General features: G+C 43.1%; 18 protein-coding genes. 10 read left to right on the top strand and 8 right to left on the bottom strand.

The features are described from left to right. Window positions 1–67: 67 nt before the first annotated feature. The 6 genes from BET10_RS13875 to BET10_RS13900 form a co-directional block, all read right to left on the bottom strand. Window positions 68–1,336, bottom strand: a complete 1,269-nt coding sequence (locus tag BET10_RS13875; protein ID WP_070986198.1) for an inorganic phosphate transporter — start codon at window positions 1,334–1,336, stop codon at window positions 68–70. A 35-nt stretch (window positions 1,337–1,371) separates the two neighbouring features. Next, window positions 1,372–2,049, bottom strand: coding sequence for a TIGR00153 family protein (locus BET10_RS13880; RefSeq protein ID WP_070986199.1), 678 nt, complete (start codon window positions 2,047–2,049; stop codon window positions 1,372–1,374). 140 nt (window positions 2,050–2,189) lie between these two features. Next, window positions 2,190–2,891 carry a phosphate signaling complex protein PhoU gene (phoU, locus tag BET10_RS13885; RefSeq protein WP_070986200.1) on the bottom strand — a complete coding sequence of 234 codons (702 nt, stop codon included), beginning with the start codon at window positions 2,889–2,891 and terminating at the stop codon, window positions 2,190–2,192. A gap of 22 nt (window positions 2,892–2,913) precedes the next feature. Next, the gene (pstB, locus tag BET10_RS13890; protein WP_070986201.1) at window positions 2,914–3,741 is read right to left on the bottom strand and encodes a phosphate ABC transporter ATP-binding protein PstB; all 828 of its coding nucleotides are present in this window, start codon (window positions 3,739–3,741) and stop codon (window positions 2,914–2,916) included. A 28-nt stretch (window positions 3,742–3,769) separates the two neighbouring features. Beyond that, entirely contained in the window at window positions 3,770–5,419 is a 1,650-nt protein-coding gene (pstA, locus tag BET10_RS13895; RefSeq protein WP_070986202.1) for a phosphate ABC transporter permease PstA, read from the bottom strand. A gap of 17 nt (window positions 5,420–5,436) precedes the next feature. After that, the gene (locus BET10_RS13900) at window positions 5,437–7,671 is read right to left on the bottom strand and encodes an ABC transporter permease subunit (RefSeq protein ID WP_070986203.1); all 2,235 of its coding nucleotides are present in this window, start codon (window positions 7,669–7,671) and stop codon (window positions 5,437–5,439) included. Between the two features lie 320 nt (window positions 7,672–7,991). Between BET10_RS13900 and BET10_RS13905 the strand changes: the two genes are divergently transcribed. From BET10_RS13905 to BET10_RS13915, 3 genes are all read left to right on the top strand, one after another. Next, window positions 7,992–8,498, top strand: a complete 507-nt coding sequence (locus BET10_RS13905; RefSeq protein ID WP_070986204.1) for a glycine cleavage system transcriptional repressor — start codon at window positions 7,992–7,994, stop codon at window positions 8,496–8,498. 144 nt (window positions 8,499–8,642) lie between these two features. Further along, entirely contained in the window at window positions 8,643–10,730 is a 2,088-nt protein-coding gene (ppk1, locus tag BET10_RS13910) for a polyphosphate kinase 1 (RefSeq protein WP_070986205.1), read from the top strand. Next, window positions 10,727–12,202 (top strand): Ppx/GppA phosphatase family protein, encoded by a 1,476-nt coding sequence (locus BET10_RS13915; RefSeq protein WP_070986206.1) that lies wholly within the window; start codon window positions 10,727–10,729, stop codon window positions 12,200–12,202. The genes ppk1 and BET10_RS13915 overlap by 4 nt, the downstream gene beginning before the upstream one ends. Here BET10_RS13915 and BET10_RS13920 read toward each other — a convergent pair. Then, entirely contained in the window at window positions 12,199–13,467 is a 1,269-nt protein-coding gene (locus BET10_RS13920) for an EAL and HDOD domain-containing protein (RefSeq protein ID WP_070986207.1), read from the bottom strand. The two genes, BET10_RS13915 and BET10_RS13920, sit on opposite strands and share 4 nt — an antisense overlap. Before the next feature lie 161 nt (window positions 13,468–13,628). Between BET10_RS13920 and BET10_RS13925 the strand changes: the two genes are divergently transcribed. Both BET10_RS13925 and BET10_RS13930 read left to right on the top strand, forming a co-directional pair. Beyond that, window positions 13,629–14,366: a substrate-binding periplasmic protein gene (locus BET10_RS13925; protein WP_070986208.1), complete on the top strand. Its 738-nt coding sequence runs from the start codon at window positions 13,629–13,631 to the stop codon at window positions 14,364–14,366. 36 nt (window positions 14,367–14,402) lie between these two features. Next, on the top strand, window positions 14,403–14,969 hold the full coding sequence (locus BET10_RS13930; RefSeq protein WP_070986209.1) for a PhnA domain-containing protein: 567 nt from the start codon (window positions 14,403–14,405) through the stop codon (window positions 14,967–14,969). Window positions 14,970–15,039: 70 nt separating this feature from the next. On the opposite strand, the gene BET10_RS13935 is transcribed toward BET10_RS13930, so the two are convergent. Next, entirely contained in the window at window positions 15,040–15,876 is an 837-nt protein-coding gene (locus BET10_RS13935; protein ID WP_070986210.1) for a 23S rRNA (adenine(2030)-N(6))-methyltransferase RlmJ, read from the bottom strand. A 178-nt stretch (window positions 15,877–16,054) separates the two neighbouring features. On the opposite strand from BET10_RS13935, the gene BET10_RS13940 reads away from it, so the two are divergent. The 5 genes from BET10_RS13940 (at window position 16,055) to BET10_RS13960 (ending at window position 19,686) form a co-directional block, all read left to right on the top strand. Beyond that, entirely contained in the window at window positions 16,055–16,285 is a 231-nt protein-coding gene (locus BET10_RS13940; RefSeq protein WP_070986211.1) for a cell division protein ZapB, read from the top strand. Further along, window positions 16,285–16,572, top strand: coding sequence for a cell division protein ZapA (locus BET10_RS13945; protein ID WP_070986212.1), 288 nt, complete (start codon window positions 16,285–16,287; stop codon window positions 16,570–16,572). Before BET10_RS13940 ends, BET10_RS13945 begins: the two co-directional genes overlap by 1 nt. Before the next feature lie 65 nt (window positions 16,573–16,637). After that, window positions 16,638–17,612, top strand: coding sequence for a hypothetical protein (locus tag BET10_RS13950; protein ID WP_070986213.1), 975 nt, complete (start codon window positions 16,638–16,640; stop codon window positions 17,610–17,612). Then, window positions 17,599–19,140, top strand: coding sequence for a LysM peptidoglycan-binding domain-containing protein (locus tag BET10_RS13955; protein WP_083330559.1), 1,542 nt, complete (start codon window positions 17,599–17,601; stop codon window positions 19,138–19,140). Before BET10_RS13950 ends, BET10_RS13955 begins: the two co-directional genes overlap by 14 nt. A gap of 57 nt (window positions 19,141–19,197) precedes the next feature. Then, window positions 19,198–19,686, top strand: a complete 489-nt coding sequence (locus tag BET10_RS13960) for an FKBP-type peptidyl-prolyl cis-trans isomerase (protein WP_070986214.1) — start codon at window positions 19,198–19,200, stop codon at window positions 19,684–19,686.

Genomic DNA, 19,686 nt, shown 5'->3' on the forward strand with positions numbered 1-19,686 from the left:
CATAAATAAAAAGACCCCAGCACTTAAGTGCTGAGATCTTTTCAAGCTAAAAGTCTGTCTTTCTAAGCTACACGCCGAACGCGGTTCTTAGAATGTAGAATATAACAATAGCAAGAGCAGCACCAACTGGCAATGTGATCACCCAAGAAACTACAATGTTTCTGATCACACCCATGTTTAATGCAGCGATACCACGTGCCATACCCACACCCAACACGGCACCTACCAGTGTTTGAGTTGTCGAAATTGGCAAACCAGTACCTGATGCAATTACCACTGTTGATGCAGCAGCAAGTTCAGCAGCAAAACCGCGGCTTGGCGTTAGGTGTGTAATACCTTCACCGATAGTTTTAATTACTTTCTTACCTAGAATAGCTAGACCTGCAACAATACCTAGGCCACCTAGTGGTAAAATCCACCAAGCAAGTGCAGCTTTCTTCGCCATCACACCGTCATTTTCTACGATGTTCACAACCGCAGCAAGAGGACCAATCGCGTTTGCTACGTCATTTGAACCATGTGCAAAAGCCATACAACAAGCTGTTAGTACCATAAGCACCGCAAATACTTTCTCAACGTTGTTGAACTGCATTTGCTTGTCAGCTTTAGGGTCCATCTTCAAACGTGCGATAGCAATCTTGCCTATGATACCTACCAACACAGCAATACCAATCGCTAGTGCGTAGCCTTCAACTGTGCCAAGGTTAATACCAACGTGCTTCAGACCCTTTTTGATGGTCACTAGTGACATCACAAAACCCGCAAGACCCATATAGATAGGTACGTAGCGTTTCGCGTTTTGCAATGGTGCTGAGGTATCAAAAATCAGTTTTTGCGCGCTCATGAAGATCAGGTACGCTATGAAACCCGATATCGCAGGCGTCACAACCCAACTACCTACAATCCCAGCCACTTTACCCCATTGAATCGCCTCTGTGCCTACTGCAACTAAGGCAAAGCCAATGATTGCACCAATGATTGAGTGTGTTGTTGATACTGGCCACCCTAACACTGAGGCCAATAGTAACCAAGCGCCCGCCGCAAATAATGCCGAGATCATTCCTAAAACCATTAATTCAGGAATATCCACAAATGGGGCTGCGTCAATGATCCCTTTACGAATGGTTGACGTTACTTCACCGCCCGCTAAATACGCGCCAGCAAATTCAAAGATCATAGCAATTAAGATTGCTTGTTTAATGGTTAGTGCTTTTGAACCAACCGATGTACCCATCGCATTAGCAACGTCATTTGCGCCAATGCCATAAGCCATAAAGAAACCAACTGCTGCTGCAATAAGCACCAGCATGGTACCGTAGGATGCAATGATATCCATTGTAAAACCTTACTTTGTAAACTTCGTAATTTGAATTAACGTGCGAGCATCAGCTCTAAGCGAGAACCAACGCGTTCAGCGATATCGGCAAGTTCACCCACCCATTCGATGATCTTGTACAAGAACATCACATCAACAGGGTTTAACTCCCCTTCAACAGCGCGTAACTCTTGGCGGATTCTTATTTGCATTTCATCCGTATCTTGCTCGATCGCATCCAATTCGACCAACATATTTTCTACCAAAGTTACTTCACGGCCACGGAAGCCTGTTTCTAATAGTTCATCAAGTTCATTAATGGCTTTAGAGGCTTGCTTTGTCGCATCAACACAACGTTTTAAGTAAGCTAGGAATTCTGTTTGAATTTCTTCTGGAATTTCCATTTCGCGACCAACAACACGACCTGCGATGTCTTTCGCTTTATTCGCTATTTTGTCTTGATGGGTAATTAGCTCAAGTAGATCGGTACGTTCTACAGGCATGAATAGACCACGAGGCAACTGTAAACGAACTTCTCGTTTTAGTTTGTCTGCTTCGCGTTCATAATTGCGGATTTGTACACGTAGCGCTTCGGCTTCGGTCCATTCCCCTTTAAAAACATGATCAAAAAACGGCACTAAAGCTTTACTTGCTTTGTGAACAATTTTGATGTGTTCTTCGATTGGTTTAATAGGTGATTTTGCAAAAACCCCTAAAAACGCATTTGTAGGCATAACTGACCCTTAAATCATATTTATATGCTTTGCGGTATGTAATTTTACAGCATTGAGCGTCATTGTGAACGATTTTTATCGGTAAGATAAATTAAGCTGAGCTTAACGACTAAAGTTAAGCTCAGCTTGGATGATGTGAGTTATAGAGATTTTTCTATATCTTCTTGAGATGTATGGCGAATATCTTTGCCATTAACAAAATAAATGACATATTCTGCGATGTTTTGGCAACGATCACCAATGCGCTCTAAAGAGCGAACAGACCAAATTAAATCCATGATTTTTGGAATCGAGCGAGGGTCTTCCATCATGTAAGTCATAATTTGACGTGTTAACGCTTCGTATTCTCTATCTACTTTGGCATCTTCTTTGTGTACTTCAAAGGCACGTTGAGCGTCCATTCTTGCAAATGCGTCAAGAACATCATGAAGCATTTTCGATACTTGACGGCCCATGTTCTCAATATTTACCAATAAATCTTGCTGATCCTTTGTAAATGAGTCTAATGCTACGCGAGCGATACGCTCCGCTTCATCGCCAATACGCTCAAGGTCTGCAATGGTTTTTGCTATCGCAACCACCAGACGCAAATCACTCGCTGCAGGCTGACGCTTAGCAATGATACGCGTACACTCTTCATCAATATTCACTTCCATTGCGTTGACTTTGTAGTCATTTTCACTGACTTTGCGGGCTTTTTCGGCATCGCAATCATTGACTGCATCAAGCGCTAAATTCAGCTGTTGCTCTACCAAGCCCCCCATGCTCAGCACATGGTTGCGTACATTTTCTAGTTCTTCATTGAAGCGACCAGAGATATGTTTATTTAGATTGTGTTCCATATTTTTCCCCTATGTCAGCCGCTTAACCGTAACGACCTGTAATGTAGTCTTCGGTTTTCTTCTTCGATGGGGTCGTGAATAGCGTGTTAGTATCTGCATATTCAATCAGCTCACCCATGTACATGAACGCGGTCTGATCCGAAACACGAGCAGCCTGTTGCATGTTATGCGTAACAATCACCACTGTGTATTTATTCTTAAGATCGTTTATTAATTCTTCGATAACCAAAGTAGAAATAGGGTCCAATGCTGAGGTTGGCTCATCCAGCAGTAGTACTTCTGGCTCAATTGCAATAGAACGTGCAATAACCAAACGCTGTTGCTGACCACCCGATAACCCAAATGCACTGTCGTGTAGACGATCTTTAACTTCATCCCACAACGCGGCACCACGTAAAGACTTTTCAACTACTTCATCTAGCTTACGCTTATCTTTGATCCCCTGTAAGCGTAACCCATAAACAACGTTTTCGTATATTGATTTAGGAAACGGGTTTGGACGCTGAAACACCATGCCTACATTACGACGTAACGCCGCAACATCTACACGTTTGTCGTAAATGTTTTGCCCTTGCAAAATAATTTCGCCTTCGATACGACAACTATCAACTAAGTCATTCATACGGTTGATACAACGTAACAAGGTTGATTTACCACAGCCTGATGGACCGATAAACGCAGTCACCTGACCTTTTGGGATCAACATGTTGACCTTGCTCAGCGCTTGCTTATCACCATAGTAAAGATCTAGGTCTTTGATTTGCAGAGACGTTTGCTCTGGTGTCAAATTTGCAAGATCGAGCTTTTTTTGGCCATTGGCCTGATTAACTTCTGGAGCTACTGTAATCATTACTTTTACCTACTTAAAATCTTTACTATTAATGTTCAAGTGATCTAAATTTTTCACGCAAGTGGTTGCGAATACCAATTGCTGTGATGTTTAGGGCGATGATCACCGTCACTAACAAAAATGCTGTTGCATATACTAACGGTCGTGCGGCTTCGACATTCGGACTTTGGAAACCTACATCATAAATATGGAAGCCTAAGTGCATAAACTTACGATCTAAATGAATATATGGGAAGTTTCCATCCAACGGCAGTGTCGGTGCCATTTTCACAACCCCTACCAACATCAGTGGTGCGACTTCACCCGCAGCCCGCGCAACGGCCAAAATCAGTCCGGTCATAATCGCAGGGCTTGCCATTGGCACGACGATACGCCATAGTGTTTCAGCCTTAGTAGCACCGAGTGCTAGTGAACCATGACGCACCGTACTTGGAATGCGCGATAAGCCTTCTTCGGTTGAAACAATAACCACAGGCAAGGTCAAAATAGCTAATGTTAATGCAGACCAAATTACCCCAGGTGTACCAAACACAGGGCTAGGTGCGGCTTCTGGATAAAATAGTTGGTCAATTGAGCCTCCTAACATGTAGACGAAAAAGCCCAGACCAAATACACCGTATACAATCGAAGGAACACCAGCCAAATTGATTACCGCGATGCGGATCATTTTTGTCACCGCATTTTTTGCGGCATATTCGTGTAAGTAGATTGCAGCTACCACTCCAAATGGCGTCACGATCACAGCCATCAACATAACCATAAATACCGTACCAAATATCGCTGGGAACACCCCACCTTCGGTATTAGCTTCACGCGGGTCATCGCTGATGAATTTTCCAATTTGTGAAATATAGTGACCAACCTTGGCAAAATAACTCATATTATTCGGGAACCAAACATCAAGCACTTGATATAAAGGTAAGGTAACGAGTTCACCACGCATGTCTCGAACAATTACCTGATCACGTTTCGCCTGCTTGCGTAATTCAAATAAACGTTCTTCTAATACCTTATACTCTTCACGTAACTGTGCTCGACGTGTCTGTAGTTCAGCCATTCGTTCATCAGTTAACGCATTATCAAGAACGTAGCCCTTTTCTTTTAAGCGCATACGCTCAAGTTCATAGTTAATATGGCCAATATCGCCATTTTGTAGATCTAGCGCTTCGTCATTGAGCTCTACTGCGCGCTCAACAAACTCATACAAGCGCTCAATGGCATTGTTTTCAACCACTTTGCCATCTTCAATCACCTGTTCTACATAACCATAGAAGTTACCATTTTTGCTACGCTCAAATACCGCGAGATTTGCAGGTGTTGATTGCTGCTGTATATCCGTTGAAAGCACCCAACGGAAATCCAACTCAACGTATTCACGGTTACCCGTTTTAATCAACAAGCGTTCGATAAACTCTTGGTCGTAAGCTGATAAATCATAACCTGCTGCCTCTAGTCGAGATTTAGGCACTTGCTCACGATCGTAAATCTCACCTATGACGACTTGTTTCGCAACAGAGCCATCTAAATGCATCTCTACAACCTGAGATGGCCAGAAAAAGCTTAAACCTTTCCAAGCTATCATTGCCAATAGGCCGAGCACCGAAATCAAGCTAATACTTACTGCACCACCTGTCATCCAGATCCACGGAGACCCTGACTTAAACCACTGTTTTACCATGTCATGAACTCCAACTATTACATCGAGCTATATTTTTCACGAAGCTGCTGACGGACAAACTCAGCAACCGTGTTAAATACAAAGGTGAAAATAAATAATACAAATGCCGCAAGGAACAGAATACGATAGTGTGAACTGCCAACTTCTGACTCAGGCATTTCAACCGCGATATTCGCAGCCAACGTACGCATTCCTTGGAAAATACTCCAATCCATAATTGGCGTATTACCGGTGGCCATCAATACGATCATGGTCTCGCCCACCGCACGTCCTAACCCCATCATAACCGCAGAGAAAATGCCTGGACTTGCTGTTAGTAGTACCACTCTAACCAGTGTCTGCCATTGAGTTGCACCAAGCGCTAACGAACCATTTGATAAGTGTTTAGGGACACTGAAAACAGCGTCTTCAGCGATAGAGAAAATAGTCGGTATTACGGCAAAACCCATCGCGATACCAACCACCAATGAGTTTCGTTGGTCAAAGGTTAGGCCCAATTCATTGGTCAAATATTGACGCACATTACCATCGAACATCCAATCTTCTACGCTGCCGCTAATTGCAAACGACACCCAGCCGACAATTAACACCACTGGGATCAGCAGGATTGAGTGCCAGCCTTCCGGTATAACATGTTGAATCTTTTCTGGTAACTTAGTCCACAAGAAGGCCGTGCCTATCATTGCCGCAGGTAGCAACAGTAACAAGGCGACAATAGCAGGGAGATGAGTTTCTATCAGCGGAGCCAACCAAAGGCCAGCTAAAAATCCGAGAATTACGGTTGGCAACGCTTCCATTATCTCTACCGTAGGCTTTACCACGCGACGCAGCTCACTAGACATAAAGTAGGCTGTATATACGGCCGCTGAAAGCGCAATAGGTACAGCAAATAACATGGCATACATGGCCGCTTTAATCGTACCAAAAGAAATTGGCACTAAAGAAAACTTCGATTCAAAATCGTCTGATGCTGATGTTGATTGCCAAATATAATCTGGCTCTGGGTAGCCTTCGTACCAAACTTCTTGCCACAATGCCGACCAAGTAACTTCAGGGTGCTCGTTATGTACATCAAACACTGACAGTTTGTCATCTGCAACGATCAGCACCGCATTGGAGCGTGGAGAAACGGCAAATGATTTAATTGCCCCTTCACTGACCTTACCCTGCCATAAATGTGCTTCACTGGTGGTGTAATAAAGGCCTAAGTCACCGCTGTTGTTTGTCGTAAAGAATGTGCGTCGGTAATACTCGCTGTAGATATCAACATCACTATTTTTGCTGGTTTCAAATGCTCTGATTTTTTGAAATTTACGTCCTGTATCAGAGTTCACTTCAAACCATTGTGACACCTCACCGTTGTCATTTGCTAACATAAGAGAGTTAGCACCCGCTAACAGAGATGTACCTACTAAATTAGCATTCTCTTCATTTGCTGCCAAAACTTGTATTTGTTCAACATCGCTTGGGTAACGAGTATCAAAAATATAGACTTGATTGGCTGAACGAACGAAAGTACGAGTTGTATCAGGGGTGATCAATAACTCATCTATACGGCCATCAATTTCTAACTCAGTACGCTCAACCACCCACTCGACTTCACCACTAAACATATTTTCTTCTGCCACGAATGAGGCAAAGATAAGGCGTTTATCTGCAGTGAGTGCAATCACAGCGGTTTTATCTTCATAATGGCTAAAAGCAAAACGTTTAATTGCTTTTTCCTGCTCATCAACAAGCAATTGTTTGCCATCTAGAGGGTAGCTTAAGCGTGGTGAAATCACGCGTTCGTTACCAGGAAAAGTAACTAAAAACGAAGGTTTTACTAACTGAACCTGACCATTGTCCAGTCCATAAGCATACTGGCCTAAAAAAGGGGCACTTTTTGCTGCACTGGTTACTTGTCCATCTAAATTTACGGATAAGCGCTCAATTAACCCGCCCGCTTGCTGTCCCTTTACCTGATAAAAGTCGACATGTCCTGTACGACTAAGCAAGTACGCAATCTCAGTTTGCTCCTCAATACCAATGCCCACATATTGTTGTGCGCTACTCAACGTCACATCAACACGCTTCTCTACTTTTGCGGACTCAAATATAGGCTGAACAACATAGAGTAAATAGAAGAAGATCAGCAACAATGCGATCAATACCATCACTCCACCAGCTGATATACCAAACTGTGCAAACCGATCTTTGAATAGACGGCTTCTATCCGTTCTAAAAGACGGTTGCTGCGGATTTGAAGACATCAAAACACCCTTTCATTTTAAAGTTGGCGGGCATTATATTTCATCAAGATGACAGTTATGTTACACCGTGCTCAGTGGAATATTATAATATCGGGTACAATTTGTGACTAAATTATTGCTAACATAGCATAAAAGGGATTGTTTTCATTTCTTTACAAACCAAAGGGGAATTGGATTGGACATCATAAATTGGTGAACTAATCTTAGAACGCGGAATCTACCATTGAGGCTATGTATAAGGATCATCCCTCACATATCGAAGCCGCTTTTTTCCACCGCTATGTAGTTATTCATGGCAAAAATAATAAGAGACACGCATTATGAAGCAGTTAGTTTTAACAATAATTGGAAAAGACCGACCTGGTCTAGTTGAAGAAATATCTTCAGCCGTGCTTGCACATCACGGCAACTGGCTCACCAGTAATCTCAGCCACTTGGCAGGACAATTTGCAGGGATAGTTCAAGTTGAAGTTGCCGAAGAACACTTACAAGAACTTCGTGATGGTTTGGCAGCTTTGCCAGGACTAGACGTAAGAATGGAAAGCGGTGATGTAATACGAGAGCAAGAATTACCTGAAACCATTAATTTAGTGATCACAGGCAATGACCGTCCGGGCATTGTACAGGAACTCGCGACAGTTATCCGCCATAAAGGCGCCAACATTACGCATTTAAACTCAAGGCAACAAAGTGCGCCTAACTGGGGCGTACCAATATTCAGTGCCTTTGCAACCGTAACGCTACCTATTGGCATGAATAAAGACACTGTAATTGATGCACTAGAGTCAATAACTAGTGACCTCATTGTCGATATAGAAACAGAGTAACTCCTCTCATTATACTAACAAGCGTATTGATTTTATTGCCACGAACAGATCGTATGACAAGTTGTCGTTTTAGAAGACACTTGTCATACCGCCGTCACATTATGGACCTATATTTGACGCAGCTAATTTGTCGTGGATATCAACATGCAGGCTCTACCTTCTCAACCGAAAACTGTTAGTTATTTTGCAAAAGAATTAAGTTGGCTATCATTTAACGAACGCGTATTACAAGAAGCTAAAGATAGTAGCAACCCAATCATAGAGCGGATACGCTTTTTAGGGATTTTTTCAAACAATCTCGACGAGTTTTTTCAAGTACGTGTTGCTGACGTAAAGCGTCGCGTTCTACTTAACAACTTACCCAATACTAACTTTGATGAAGATGAAGTGTTGCTTAGCCAAATAAACCAAAAAGTACTTCAGCTTGGTAAAAAGTTTACTCATATTCACCAGCAGATTTTGAGTGACCTCGAGAAATATCACATCCACTTAAGTCGGCCTCAAGAACTATCTGAGTTTCATCAAACTTGGCTCAAGCGTTATTTTGAAGATCAGGTTTTACCCAATATGTCACCCATGTTGCTGACAGAAAACAAAGACTATTCGGACAACATGAACGACACGATGACCTATCTGTTTGTGCACATGAATGGTGAGAAGCAACATTATGCCCTACTAGAAGTGCCCACCGACCGACTGGCACGATTTGTACAGCTTCCACCTGAACGCTCACGACGCCAAAAGCACATCGTGATGTTGGATGACATCGTGCAGTTCTTTTTGCGCGATGTCTTTAACAGCTTCTTTCATTTCGACAGTATTGAAGGCTACGCCATTAAGCTGACCAGAGATGCCGAATACAATCTTGACGATGAAATAGAAGAAGGACTGCTAGACAAAATGTCAAAAGGCCTGAAACAAAGGCTATATGCCGAGCCGGTCAGGTTGGTATACGATGAGTCAATGCCAGAAGAAATGCTCAAAGTGATGAAAAAGCGCCTAGGTGTTACCCATCAGGATGCGCTTATCCCAGGAGGGCGTTATCGCAACTTTAGAGACTTCATTGCTTTTCCGAATGTTGGTCGCCGCCACTTAGAAAACAAGCCACTGCCACCATTACAAAGTCAGGCATTTAAGCACCATGAAAGCGTGTTTTCAGCAATCACTGAGCAAGATATCTTGCTCTATTACCCCTACCACACTTTCAATCATTTGCTGGAGTATGTTCGCCAAGCAGCTTTTGACCCTCATGTTACTCAAATTAAGGTCAATATATATCGTGTTGCAAGCAACTCCAGAATGGTCGCTTCGCTTATCAATGCCGCAAAAAATGGCAAACACGTCACGGTCATGGTCGAGTTAAAAGCCCGCTTTGACGAGCAGAATAATATCGAGTGGGCTAAACGTTTAAGTGAAGCAGGGATCAAGGTAATGGTCGGGATCCCCGCGCTCAAGGTGCACAGTAAACTGTGTGTGATCCATCGTCGCGAAAAGGGAAAAATTGTCAAATATGCGCACATAGGTACGGGCAATTTCCACGAAAAAACCGCAAAAATTTACACTGACTTCAGCCTGTTTACTAAACATCAGGATATTTGTGAAGAATGTGACAGCGTATTTCGTTTTATTGAAAGTAGCTATCGTCCTTTTCATTTTGAACACCTAATGATCTCGCCACTGAACGCGCGAGATCGTATTCTTGATTTAATTGACCAAGAAATGAAGCACGCCGAGCAAGGAAAGATTGCTCGAATAACCATTAAAATAAATAACTTGGTCGATAAACAACTGGTTGATAAATTGTATTTTGCGGCCCGTCTTGGCGTTAAAGTCAGAATTATTGTACGAGGCATGTGCGCTCTGGTACCAGGTTTGCCACGCTTTAGCGAAAACATTAAAGTGATCAGCATCGTTGACCGCTTTTTAGAGCATCCTCGTGTGATGGTATTTGAAAACTTAGGGCACCCTTTAGTTTTCATTTCTTCTGCTGACTGGATGACTCGCAACCTTGATCATCGTGTTGAGGTGGGGGTGCCCATATACAGTGAAGAATTGAAACAACTCATCATTGATATCCTTGAGCTACAATTTCGCGATCGCACCAAAGCTCGAATTATCGATGCAGAGCAAAAAAATCAATACGTAAGACGCGGTAACCGCAAAAAAATCCGCTCACAAATTGCCATATATGACCACCTTAAAAAATGGGAAAGTAACAAGAGTTCACTATGACAGAATACCCCTCTATTGCGGCCGTAGACTTAGGCTCAAACAGCTTTCATTTATTGGTTGCAAGAGAAGTTGATGGTAGCTTTCAGGTGCTTCATAAAGAAAAGCAACGCGTTAATCTAGCGGCAGGGCTTAATGCCGATATGACGCTCAGTGTGGCAGCCATGGAAAGAGCATTGGCGGTACTGAAACAGTTTGCCGCCACGTTACAAAATTTTCCCCATAGTCATGTGCAAGTCGTCGCAACGTATACACTGAGAAATTGCAAGAATATTCAACAATTTCTGGTCAAAGCCAAAGCGTGCTTCCCATTTAAAATCAACGTTATCTCGGGCCAAGAAGAAGCTAGGCTCATTTACCAAGGTGTTGCAAACTATGAACACAGCGACGGTAACCGCCTAGTCATTGATATTGGTGGTGGCAGTACTGAACTCATCATTGGTGAGCATTTCACGCATAAATTACTAACTAGTCGAAATATGGGCTGCGTGAATATCAGTAAACAATTTTTTGCCAACGGACGCCTGTCTGAAAAGCGCTTTATTAAAGCACAAATTCGTGCTGAACAATTATTAGAACCGATTACCGCCAGTTATAAAAAGATGGGCTGGCAACGCTGCTATGGCACCTCTGGCACCATCAAAGCACTGCATGCGATTGCGGTACAGTTTGGCTACAACACGCTAACTTATGAGGTGCTGATTAAAATCAAAGCCCTTATCCTAGAATCTAAAAGCTGTGATACCCTACTCATTGAAGGGTTGTCTGAGGAGCGAAAGTCCAGCATCGCTGGCGGTCTTGCGGTACTCCTTGCAGTATTTGCTCAGTTGAATATTCACGAGCTTCACTACTGCGATCATGCACTGCGCGATGGTCTGTTACACGAAATATCGCAAAATGACGAGTTTGATATACGTACTCGCACAATTCAAACACTCAGTGAGCACTACAATGTCGATACCCAGCATAGTGCAAGCATTTGTCATACGCTCAAACAATTTTACCAGCAGCTCAGTGCAAATTGGTCATTGAAAAAGCTCGACTTGCAACTGCTTTGCTGGGCCGCACAACTGCATGAAGTGGGTCTCGTTATCAATTCATCGGGGCTACACCGCCATAGCGCCTACATTGTCAGTAACAGCCAACTGCCAGGTTTTACACAAGAGCAACAGCAGGTGCTGAGTTATCTCATCCGATTTTATCGGAAAAAAATCAAAATGAGCGAACTGAAACTGTGTAGTGCAATAGAAATGGTTAAGTTTTCACGCTTATTAAGTTTATTTAGACTCGCGGTATTACTCAATGCCAAACGTCAAGACACACTCATTCCCGAGGTAAAATTGAGCAGTTATGCAGATACTTTGCTTGTTGAATTTAACAGTGGTTGGCTAAAGGAGCATACATTGATGGCGGCTGACTTGGCTCAAGAACAACATCATTTGAAAAAGTTAAATATATCTTTGAGTTACACTTAGCTTTTTACGACCGAAAAGACATCATCGCCATATTCTCGGCTTTCCATAGCTAAATCATACAAGTATTTGGTTTTTGTTGCTGGGCGAATGGCCTGTAGGATCATTTCAGCTTCTTGCCAATCATTCTTTTCAATTGCCAGCGTCAATTGCAGCGCGCCCCCCAACAAGCCTTGATAACTCAAAAGTGCGCTGCTCAGTGAACTATCTAATGAAAACTCAGCAACAATGATAGATAACTCGACCTCTAAAACCGCGTCCAATACCGACATTAAACCTATTAAATATCCCTGTTCCGCCATTTCCTCCCCGCCAGGGCGTAAAAACAACTGCATAAACTTCGCTCTCACCAAACCCATTTTGGTCAGTTCAGCTGGTTTATCAACACCTAACTCACTTAATGCAAGCACCCTAACAAACTGCCGTATGGCATCTTCGCCAAGATAGACAACCGCCTGAGAAATCGATTTCATTTCTATCTTTTGGCTACCCGCTTTAGAGTTTGCTAATTTAAGTACTCTCGCAGTCAAGCTTAAGTCTTTTGAAACTCGCTCTTGTACCTCCCGAAAGCACAGGTCCTGTTTGGCCGTACAGCGTAGCAGATCGAAAACGATTAACTTAGACGGTTCAATGTTGCCGTGATTGAGCATTTCTGGGCGAGCAAAATAAAAGCCTTGGAAATAATCAGCCCCAGCATTTTTAACAAACTCGTAGTGCTCTTGTGTCTCAATGCGCTCCACAATGATCTTAATGTCTGGGTAGCTACGTTTGAGCTTTTTAATCATCATGGTGGTTTTGATAATGGGTGTTTCGATTTCTAGCTTAATATACGACATCAGCTCAATAAGAGGCTGCCATTTGGGGTTGCCATCGTAATCATCTAGTGCAAAGCGATAGCCACGCTTGCATAGCGCTGCCACCATTTTCACTAGCTCGGGAATATTCTTAGAGCGCTCGACAATTTCTACAACCAAATTATCTGGCTTTAACAGATTAGGCAATTCTTGGAGTAAGGACTCATCAGATAAATTAATAAAGGCACGCTGACCTGCAGCTAGTCGCTCTACACCAACAAACATCAGGGAGTTAAAAAACATTCTTCCCGTTGCTTGTCCATCAGACACACCCATAGGAAAGGCGTTGTTATTTGAGTCCCTGTATAGTAGCTCGTACGCATGTATTTTTCGTTCGACATCAAGGATAGCTTGACGCGCTATATATTGTACGGCTGTATTTTTTACTTTCGTAACAGTGCCACTCATTAACATCTATATCCTTCTCTAGCGCATTAATAGCCGTAGCCTAAGATTCAGAATACGTGATGCTCTAGTGTCGAGCAAATAAAAGTTTAACTTTCGCAGTAAAACTCACGACCAACTTAGTCTTTTGGTAATTGCTCATGTTCAGATTGTTAGTCTAGTATAAGCGTATGAGAACTTTAATAATGATAGCTGCTTTTTATTTTTTAAGCCCGCTGCACGCCAACACCAAAACTCAGCTCACTTATAGTGTAAGTGGCTCGGGGAGCTATTATCCATATTATACACATGATCCAGAGCAACCAGGCATTCTCCCCGAGGTTGTCACCGCTATTTTAGACACGGCTAATATTGAAGGCACAAATTTACTACTACCGGCAAAGAGAACCGTTTTATACCTAGAGACGGGTAAAATAGACTTTGATCTCATCAGCCCCAGTTGGCTGAATGACCAGCAGCGAAACGACCCGCGATTTATATACTCAGATGCTATTTTATCAGTTGATGAATATATAGTTTCAACTAAAAAGCTTTCATTTGAGCCTAAGCTTAAGGGCGCTGAAGTTGGCACCGTTCGCGGTTATTACTATCACGATGATATTCACTTTGAGCGCATTGACTTTAATTCCGAAAAAGAATTGTTGCAGGCGCTTGCCAAAGGTCGTATCGACCTAGCAATTATTGGTGATCTCCCTGCCATATATTGGGCAAAAGAGTTAAATATTCCGGTTTACCTCAACTCTGTTCACTCTCAAGGTGAAATGCATATGCGACTACAAGCCAAGCATAAAAAACTGCTGCCCGTGATAAATCAGGCGATTAAGACGCTGCATCAGCAAGCTTTCTTTAAAACCATCACTCAACGCTATGTTCAATCTATCCCTTCCGCTGGTGCGCTGGGGCATTGAGCAGTATAATACGACTTTTGCCTACGGGAATAAGTTATGAGTATCGAGGCCACCCTCCAAACACGCAGCAACCAGCAATGTGAACTATGTACCAGCACCCATGCACTGTCCATCTATGAAGTTCCACCGGTTGTCGAAGCTCACTCGGATAAATGTGTGTATCTTTGTGAAACTTGTAAGGCGCAAGTAGAGGGCAAAACCGATTTGATCGCAAATCATTGGCATTGTTTGAACGACAGTATGTGGAGTCAAGTACCAGCGGTACAAGTCGTGGCCTATAGAATGCTAAAGCGTCTTGCTGCTGACAATGGTTGGGCGCAAGATGCGATAGACATGCTTTATCTAGAAGAGGATACCCTAAGCTGGGCACAGCAAGCGCTGGCTGAGGAAGAAGATATTGTGCACCTTGATAGTAATGGCGTGCGGTTAAGTGCGGGTGACACCGTTGTATTAATCAAAGACTTGGACGTGAAAGGTAGCTCTTTAGTTGCTAAACGTGGCACCGCCGTGCGCAATATTGGTTTAACCTCTAACCCTGAACATATCGAAGGGCGAGTCGAAGGCCAGCGCATTGTTATCCTAACTAAATATGTGAAAAAGTAATAAGCTTGCTAAATTTAGCAAAGCCCTTGTTTAGGGCTTTGCCGCACTTGTGCGTTAATGGCAGTCCTCACTACTCATCAACGAGTTGCTCACTGCGATAAAACCCATCAGCTTTACTCAAATATTTAACTAATTCAGGTAACACCGCATCCATAGTCGTTTTCAAGGTCCATGGTGGATTAACCACTATCATACCAGAGGCAGTCATACCATGTTGTTCCGTATCCTGCTCAGTGGCTAGTTCAAAAAGTTGAATATTTCTAATGCCGGAATCAATTAATGTTTGTTCTAACAAATCAATACGACTACGCGACACCACAGGATACCAGATCATGTATGTGCCTGAAGGAAAACGCTTGTGTGCCTTGGCTATCATAGTCGCCGCTTGCTGGTAGTCGGTTTTTATTTCGTAGGGTGGATCCATAAGCACAACGGCACGCTTTGAAGCAGGTGGCACAAGCGCTTGTAAGCCCTTGAAGCCATCTTCACCACGCACTCGTAAAGACTTTTTACCTTGCATATTCTGCTGTAGCAAAACTAAATCTTTTGGATGTAACTCAAAAAACCAGCCTTTATCCTGACGGCGTAAATGATGTTCTGCTATCTTTGGCGAACCTGGGTAAAATGATAAGTTGGCTTCATTAAAAGATTTAATTAACTGCACATAGTCTACTAACGCCGTATTCTCTCCCTGATAATCCCATAACTTAGCAATGCCATCTAAATACTCTTGCGTTTTTTGGGCATCCGCACTGTTGAGCTCAAACAGGCCTGCGCCAGAGTGCGTATCAATATAATCAAACCCCGATTCTTTGCGTGTCATGTATTCAAGTACCTGAGAAAGTACTAGGTGCTTTAAAATGTCCGCTGGGTTTCCCGCATGAAATGAATGTCGATAGCTAAGCATATGATCGCCTGTTACTAAAACGGTATATTTCGCTGAACCGCTTCTGAATAAAATAGAGTGTTAAAGGCATTATCGCTTAAAGTTACACAAAAATCAGTATAAAGCCGCGTATTCGCTAGCATCCGAAGCCACTTTGTTTTACATTTGCATGACAAAACACTGTGATAAGAGCGCATTTATGAATAACGAAACACTTCCCCAACTCGAACAGCTAATTGATCAACTAATTGCCCGTAATGAACGATTAAATAATGAACTTTTACAGCTTAAAGAACAAAACTCTAAGCTAATAGACGAAAATGAAACACTTCAACTAGAAGTGCTTGAAAGTGAAGAGAAGCAAAAAGATACAAGTAACACTTTGTCTAACCTTCTTGAAAAGCTGCAAAGTGCTACTCAGGCTAGCTAATGACTGAGAAAAGCAATCAAGTTGAGGTCACCTTACTAGGTAAGACGCATCAATTTGCCTGTACTGAGGGGCAGGAACAACTGCTCCTCGATGCTGTTGCTTTGTTAAATCAAAGAGTTGATGAAATGAAGCAGAAATCAACAGTAAGAAACGAGCAAAACGCATTGTTGCTTGCTGCGTTGCACTTGTGTCACGATTTACAAGACCTGCAACGAGTCAATAATTCTCAGCAAACTCAACAACAAACCCTAATTGATAAGCTGAAAATGCATTTGGCCGGTAATTAGTTGCTTCCCAAAAAACGCATTATCGGTTAAATTATCACCTCTTTTGTTGTAATACTTGGGCGATTATGCGTTTTATTTTAGCTGTCGTTGTCAGCCTACTCACTAATCTATCCTATGCGGATCAATGGTATAAAGTTGATGAAGCCACTTGGCTGATATCCCCCTCAGCTCACGCCCGCTATATACAAGTTAATCAAGCTGTTATTCACGGTCAGCACTGTGCCGCAATCATCAATGCCCATGGCGATTTTGCACAACTTGAGCAAATGATTAACAGCGTAAAAAACAAACTAACTGTACCCGTATGCTACTTATTCAGTACCTCTGCAGAACAACAGCAAATACAAGGTATGGCTTTGTTACAACGTGCATTTCCCAGCGCCAAATGGTACGCAAACGACAAGGTAGTGAAGGGCTTTACACAATACCAGCAAGGATTAATAGCAAAGCTATCCATGCTGGCACAAAGTTTATCTATAAGTAAACAAAGGGCCAATAAGCTGAGCGACACAGAGCAAAATCAATGGCAAGCTCACCTTGAGATAGCGCAACAAAGGTTAAGTGACTGGCGCACCTTGCAGCTCACACCACCTATCGCTATCAAACAATCGCTTTCTTTAGATCTCGGTGACTATCCTCTCACATTGACAGCTAGCAGCGCATATAGTCAGGGAGATATGTTTATTTTTAGTCAAACTAACGGTGCCCTGTTTGCAGGCAATACCGTTGATGAATTACCTTACGTAACGCATCATCAGTTGGCGCCTTGGCTGGCCTGTTTGCAAACTTTCAACCAAGATAACACGATAAAATGGCTGCTTCCTGCACACGGCAAGCCCTACAAAAGAGTAGCGCTTGCACGCCCAATCACATTCATTCAGGCGTTGCTGAATAACGTACCTGCGACTGAATTTATCAATAAAGTAACAGCACTGTACAAGATTGATGAAGCAACACAGACTCGCATGGCGCATTATTATCAGCTGGCACAACGGCGCTTAGCCACCACAACGGAGTCTGACCCCAATGCTGTTCTCTAAGCCGCTGTGGAGTGTCACCATCTTGCGCGCTGTATTCATCGTTGGGTTTGGCGTGTTCGCCAGTGCCTGTCAAACGACGTCCCCTACACAGCGCACTAAAACCGTAGTAAGTAATGACCATGATGTTGCCGCGATAAGTGCTTCTCTTGTCAGCACGCAAATGCTGGCACAGCCAGCTGTGAAACAAACATCACAAAGCCAACCTAATATCGCCGTCAAAAAACCGCTCAGCAAAGCGCCTGCCCAAAAAGCCAAGCCCATAACAGATCTATGGCAAAGGATCAGTGAGCAGTTAAGTTTTGATATTGAACTCAATGATAGATTAGAAAGTAGGATTAACTGGTATTTATCGCAGCCATATTATCTATCCAGCGTATCTAAGCGCGCCGCTCCCTACTTATACCATATTGTTGAAGAAGTTGAGCGTCGCCGCATGCCTATGGAACTAGCACTGCTGCCCTTTGTAGAGAGTGACTTTAGACCTAAAGCAGTTTCTTCTCAACAAGCAGTTGGCGCTTGGCAGCTTGTGAATGCGACAGCATATCATTTTGGTATTACTACCGATCATTGGTATGACGGTCGCCAAGACATCTTAGCGTCAACCAGTGCTGCCTTGGACTATTTGAACTACCTGCACAAACGATTTAATGGTAATTGGTTACACGCGCTCGCAGCCTATAACAGCGGAGAAGGTCGAGTCAAAAAAGCCATCGCTAATAACAAGCGTAAGGCTAAAAGTCGACACTTCTGGCACCTTTCTCTGCCCAAAGAAACCGAAGACTACGTACCCAAGTTGATTGCACTAAGCTATTTACTGCAAACAGAACATCCAAAATTTAAACGTCCATCACTGCCAAATTACGCTCTGACCAGTCCATTGGATATTGGCCAACAGTTTGATTTTTCGGTATTGGCTTCATTAACAGGTATTGAAAAAGCAGCCCTTCATAGATTAAACCCCGGCTACTTGAGGCACCAAAGTTCACCCAATGGACCGCACAAAGTTTTGCTACCACTGACAGAAAAGCAGTTGCTGAGTAGTCCATTCTTTCAAAAGTACTTTAGTCAGACTTATGTGGTAAAGCCTAATGATACGCTTTATCGGCTTGCTCGACGTTTTAACACAAGCGTAGAGACTATCAAGTTACTCAATAATAAAAAAGGTAACATGATACGTGTGGGTGAAAAGCTAAAAGTAAAACAGGCACAGCAATTCGACAGCTTGTTAATCGATTATCAGATCAGCCCATACGTTGCTCAGGTGCAAAAGCCTAAACAGCTGACCATGGAGCTTCGCCATACCGTAGGTGAAGGTGAGTCATTGTGGAAAATCAGCAAACAATACAAAGTTTCTGTACGTGATCTCATTGTATGGAACAAACTCAAAGAGAATAAGGTATTAAAACCTGGAAAGGTACTCGTTTTGCACCTGCCCAAAGGCAATGAAACACCACAAAAGCCAGCCAGCAATGTGCTGCTATCCGATCTTGAGCAACTGGTTAAGCCAGAAACTCGCTCTAATCGCTAGCCCTCATGGCCTTGCTCACGTAAAATGATATGACATATTTTGAAAAACGAGATAGTCATGCAGATTGCAAAAGATACCGCTGTTGAATTTCACTACACGCTAAGCGAAGCTGGTGAGCAAATTGAAACTAGCACCACGGGTGAGCCACTAACATACTTACATGGTAATGACAGTATGTTACCAGGTCTTGAGAACGCCCTAGAGGGCAAAAACTCTGGCGATAAGTTCAGTGTTACACTCGCACCAGATGAAGCCTATGGCGAATACCAAGAAGGTTTAGTTCAACGTATTCCGCTGAAGCATCTGCAAGGTCTTGGGAATAACAAAGCGTGGCAAGCTGGTATGTCTGCCATTGTAGAGTCAAACCAAGGTCGTCATCAGGTTACCGTGGTAAAAGTAGGTCGTTTCAATGCAGATTGTGACCTTAACCACCCATTTGCAGGCAAAACTCTAACGTTCGATGTTGAAGTGATCTCTGTACGTGAAGCTACCGCTGAAGAACTGGCACATGGCCATGTGCACGGCGCAGGCGGATGTGGTCATTAA

Source organism: Pseudoalteromonas amylolytica (assembly GCF_001854605.1).
Classification (GTDB): domain Bacteria; phylum Pseudomonadota; class Gammaproteobacteria; order Enterobacterales; family Alteromonadaceae; genus Pseudoalteromonas; species Pseudoalteromonas amylolytica.